This is a genomic window from Cupriavidus sp. UYPR2.512, from assembly GCF_000379565.1.
Lineage (GTDB): Bacteria > Pseudomonadota > Gammaproteobacteria > Burkholderiales > Burkholderiaceae > Cupriavidus.
The window spans coordinates 1-4,897 of record NZ_KB902940.1 but is presented as its reverse complement, the minus strand read 5'-3'; the positions used below and the strand labels follow the sequence as shown (position 1 = coordinate 4,897).

Annotated in this window: 2 protein-coding genes and 1 pseudogene; 1 reads left to right on the top strand and 2 read right to left on the bottom strand. The window is 64.8% G+C overall.

The window, feature by feature from the left end:
- Positions 1-316: 316 nt before the first annotated feature.
- Entirely contained in the window at positions 317-3,139 is a 2,823-nt protein-coding gene (locus A3A5_RS40245; protein ID WP_018310880.1) for a PAS domain-containing protein, read from the bottom strand.
- 236 nt (positions 3,140-3,375) lie between these two features.
- On the opposite strand from A3A5_RS40245, the gene A3A5_RS0112350 reads away from it, so the two are divergent.
- The gene (locus A3A5_RS0112350; RefSeq protein ID WP_157637209.1) at positions 3,376-4,335 is read left to right on the top strand and encodes a substrate-binding domain-containing protein; all 960 of its coding nucleotides are present in this window, start codon (positions 3,376-3,378) and stop codon (positions 4,333-4,335) included.
- 280 nt (positions 4,336-4,615) lie between these two features.
- Here the strand turns inward: A3A5_RS0112350 and A3A5_RS0112345 are convergent.
- Positions 4,616-4,897, bottom strand: a pseudogene (locus A3A5_RS0112345) (IS630 family transposase); the annotation flags it as partial.

Sequence of the window (4,897 nt, the reverse complement as noted above, 5' to 3'; positions counted from 1 at the left end):
ATCAAGCAGTGAATCTTGATTGGATGAAAGCGTTGGCGGCCGNGAACCCTGCGATTCGCGCCCGCCATGACGCACGTTCAATCCGTGGCTCCGCCACGCCGATTCCAACATGGAGGGCTATGCACTGGTCACGCTGACGCCAGACAAGCTCAGCTGCACCTTCCATACGCTCAAGCCGCTTGACGGCGGCACCGCGCCTGCCCTGCAGTACGAAGGTGCTGGAGGTGGCCGCAGGCACGCCGGATGTGAGTGTGCTGTAGTGCCGGGGGTGGGGGGTGGCCGGCGCCACCACCCTGTCTCGCAACGACCCTTGCGCTCAGCGCTTCATCAGGTATTGGCCGGCCAAGCGCAGGATTTCGCGCGACTGATAGGCATTGGCCAGCTGCCTGAGCCTGGCGGCAAAATGCCTGTAGCGCTCGTCGAGTTCCACGATCCGCTGCGCCCAGTCGTGTATCTCGCGCATGCTGCCGCGCTTGGCAAGGTAGTGCAGCTTCTCGATTTCCGCGATTGGCGGCACCACCACGCCATCGGGTGACGGTTGCCTGCCGGCCCCCGTCGCAGCCTCGTAGTCCCACTGGATATGGAGCAACCTGGCGATCTGACCCAGCAGCGCATCGTGGTCGATCGGCTTGGGCAGGAAGACATCGGCGCCCGCGTCGATCGAACTGGTCTCGTCCATGCCCCGCGTACTTGCCGAGGTCGCAATGACAGGCACCCGCTTCAGCCTGGGATCGCGCCGCAACTGCCGGATGGCATCAAGGCCGCTGATCCCCGCCATATAGACATCCATCAGGATCAGGTCGGGCGGCGCCCTCAGCGCCTGCCTGAGGCCCGCTTGCCCGTCCGGCGCGGCTTCCGGCACGAACCCGAGGGACCGCAGCAGATCCACCAGCACCGCACGGTTTTCGGCGATGTCGTCCACCACGAGCACGCGGCGGCGCGCTTCGGCATACCCGATGGCAACGGCTGCGTGGTCTTCATGGCGCAGCGGGGCCGCACCGGTGGCGGCATCGATCTCGAAGCAGAACGTGCTGCCGACACCCGGCTGGCTCTGCAGCCGGATCTCGCTTCCCATCAGGCCCACCAGCTTCTGGCTGATGGCGAGTCCCAGGCCGGTGCCGCCCCGGCGGTGCCTCGCGTCGCCGAGCTGCTCGAACGGTCGGAACAGCCGCTGCTGCTGCCGGGCGTCAATGCCCACGCCACTGTCGCTGACCTCGAAGCGCAGGCGCAACCTGCCCGGCCCCGCTTCCGAGACCTTCACGTCCAGCCGCACGTAGCCGCGGTCCGTGAACTTGACGGCATTCGACAGCAGGTTCAGCAACACCTGGCGCAGCTTGCCCACGTCCGCGCAGGCCGTGGTCGACATTGCCTGCGGCGCATGGCACGCGAAGGCCAGGCCTTTTTGCTCAGCCTTGACCCGTATCAGTTCCTCGATGGTGGCAAGCAATTCGGCCAGGCCGAATTCCGTCGGCGCCAGTTCCAGCTTTCCTGCCTCGATCTTGGAGAAGTTCAGCAGATCGTCGATCAGCTTCAGCAACTGCTCGCCGCTGCGCTTGATGACCTCGCTCTTCTCGCGCACGCCCGGGGCGCTGTCCTTGTCGCGCATCAGCAGCTGGGCATAGCCGAGGATGCCGTTCAGCGGCGTGCGCAGCTCGTGGCTGATCGTGGCCAGGAACTCGGTCTTGGCGCGGTTCGCCGCCTCGGCCGCACGGCGCGCCTCGCGCTCGGCTTCCGCAAGCCGCACGGCGGTCTTGTCCGCCGCGATGCCGACATACTCATCGACCCCACCGTCCTTGTTGCGTACCGGGTGCGCAAGCACGCCCACATGCCGGATGGTGCCGTCCGGCAGGGCCAGGCGCATCTCGTGTTCGTGCTCGCGCGGATCGCGCAGGCTGTCGGCCACGATGGCTTGCATGGCGGGCCGGTCCTCAGGGTGGATGAGGCTCATGAAGATCTCCGCGGTCGGCTCGACTTCGCCGGGCGCAAATCCATAGATGCGGTAGTGCTCGTCGGACCAGACGACGGCACCGGTCCGGACATTCCACGACCAGCTCCCGGTCCGGCTGAGCCGTTGGCCGGCAGCCTGCAAGGCTTCACTGCGCCGCAACTGGTCCTCGATGCGCCGCCGCTCGGTAATGTCGCGGGCAATGCCGACCGTCCCGGCCGGCCGTCCGCACCCATCGGCATACGGCGTCTTGATGGTCTCGACCCAGGTCCGCGAACCGTTCGCCTGCGTATGCGGCTCTTCGATGCGCTGCCGCTCGCCCGAAGCCATGGTCCGCGCATCGTCGGCTAGGTACCCCAGCGCCCGATCGTGTGGATAGAAATCGTAGTCGGTCTTGCCGATCAGCTCGGCGGGGTGCGCCACGCCCAGCGAAACCGCCAGGGCGCGGTTTGCGGCCACATAGCGCCCTTCCGTATCCTTGACCCAGGCCAGGTCGGGGATGTTGTCGAGGATGGCGGCCATCCTGGTATTGGCATCGCGGATTTCCGCCATATGCCGGTCGATGCGCGCGAACATCAGGTTCAGCGCCTCGACCAGTTCTTCGATTTCATCCTGCCCGTGCCGGGACCGGCGCAGGCTCAATGGCGCCGACGGTACGCCGGGCGCGCGTTTGCGCAACCCCGTGGTGAGATCGACGATATGGCGCGTGGCAACACGATGGACGATCCACAGAATAAAGAGCGCAACCAGGAAAGTCTTGGCCGCGTTGCTGGCCAGGATGACGACCGCCTGGCGCAGGATGTCGAGATAGACCTCATCGAGGCTGGCCTCCACGCGCAGCACGCCCACCTGGCGTTTGTCGTCGTTGCAGCAATTGATGGGAAACTCTCGCGCGACCACATTGCGCTCGGCGTGCGTGCCCCGATGCACCACCAGCGGGTGCATGGTCTGCGCCGTTTCACGCACTTCGACATAGCGGATAAGAGGCAATTGCAGCATGCCATCCAGTTGTTCCTGGACCAGGCGGCTGTCGAGTGACCAGAGCGAGCTGCCAAGCGCGCCGGAGTAGCCTTCCTCCATTTCCTGGAAGCGATTCTGGATGCCGGCCACTTCAGCCTGGTAGCTGAGCGCAAGCTGCATGGCGGTAAGGAGCAGCGTGATGACGGTGCTGAACAGCACGACACGGGTCAGCAAGACTACCGCGATCCTTTCCCGCGGGGCATGCCACAGCTGCAACAACCATGGAGGGATGACCGACTTCAACTGACGTACTCCCGGATTTCTGACCAACGCCCAACCGCAAAACCAATCCGAACTTTAACGGCTGTGGCCGCGCTTTGGCTGACCACCGGTACAAACACCTAGGCGCGTGCGACAATGGCGCGCGGGTAATCGATCAGAAAGCGATCAGAAAGTCGGAGATGGGACGCATGGTTCGGATCCACGTGGTCTGCCTGGTTGGCTTGCTAGCAGTCATGCACCTCACCGTGGCCGGCGCCACGGAGATTGGCGTCGTCCTCGCGGGCAACCGCAGCCAGTTCTGGCAGGTGCTTGCCGACGGCGTGCGCAAGGCCGCAAGCGACGCGAAGCTCGACGTGATCATCCGCGCGCCCAATGAGGATGACCCGCAGGCGATCCGGGACAACCTGCAAGTGCGGATGATCCAGTCCATGCTGGAGCGCAAGGTGGACGGCCTGATTCTCGCGCCGATGCCGGTGGCGGCACCCGCGACCCCTCCTGTCATTGGCGTGCCCTTCCTCCTGGTCGACAGGGAGGGCGCCGATTACTCCGCGCCCCTGGTCGCCACGGACAATTACGCCGCTGGCCGCCGGGCTGCGCAAACCCTGCGCGGCGCGCTGCCCAACGGAGCCCGTATCGGCGTCTTCCGCGTCGCGCGGGACCTGCAGGCCACCACCGCGCGCGAGAACGGGTTTATCGCCGCCGCCACGGAACTGGGATTCCGGGTGGTGCTGCAAACCTACCTGGGCTATGACATCCGGGGCATGCAGACTGCTGCCGCCGCAGCGCTCGCAAAGCACGCGCAGGCGCTCGATGCCGTGTTCACGCCGCATGACATCTCGACCTTCAGCGTGGTGCGTGCGATCAACGCGCTGCCGAAAGGCAAGCGCCCCATCCAGGTCGGTTTTGACTATTGGCCGAGCTTTGCGCCCAGCCTGCGCAATGGCGAGCTCCACGCCATCGTTATTCAGCGGCCATTTAACATGGGCTACGAGGCCATGCGCGAGCTGGCCGAATCCATGCGGGCGAACCGGCCGCCGCGGCATATCCGGATCGGCACGCTCGTGGTGACGGCGGCGCGGCTCGACGATGCCGACGTGCGCGAGGAACTTGCACGCTACGAGAAATCGCCCAAGGCACCGAGCCAATGAGGTGATGATCAGCGCCGTCAGGGAAATCCGAAGCGCAATTCAGCGCTAGCTGACTGGCCGACCACCATGGCGCCTCCGATAATCGCCACATAACAAGCTCTGATATGCGACGAGCCGGCCGCAGGGAATCGACGCAACGCCAAGACGACGGCGCATCAAGCGCCGCAATGCATGACTGTGCCGGCTTTGGGCCCGTGCGTGGGGGCCTTGGGACGGCATACGGCTAGCGCGGGGTAGCCAGCCGTCCCACTCTCTTCTCTTAAGGTGGATGAACTGCAGGCTAGTGCAATGTTCCATTCTGTTTGGAACTTAAGCGGCGGTTGGCACGAATGACCTTCTGTAGGATGTCGCGAGCGCTCTTGGTCCAGATGAACGGCTTGGGGTTGGTGTTGTGGTGAGCGATGTACTCGTTGATGGCGTCGACCAGTTCCGGCACGCTGGTGAATACGCCGCGGCGAAGTCGCTCGGTTGTGATGTCACGAAAGAACCGCTCGACCATGTTCAGCCATGATGCGGAGGTGGGCGTGAAGTGCATGTTGAATCGCGGATGCTTGGCCAGCCA

What these genes read in the sequence shown, in the direction of transcription:
- A3A5_RS0112350 (WP_157637209.1), top strand. Translation starts at nt 3,376, where the DNA reads ATGGTTCGGATCCACGTGGTCTGCCTGGTTGGCTTGCTAGCAGTCATG.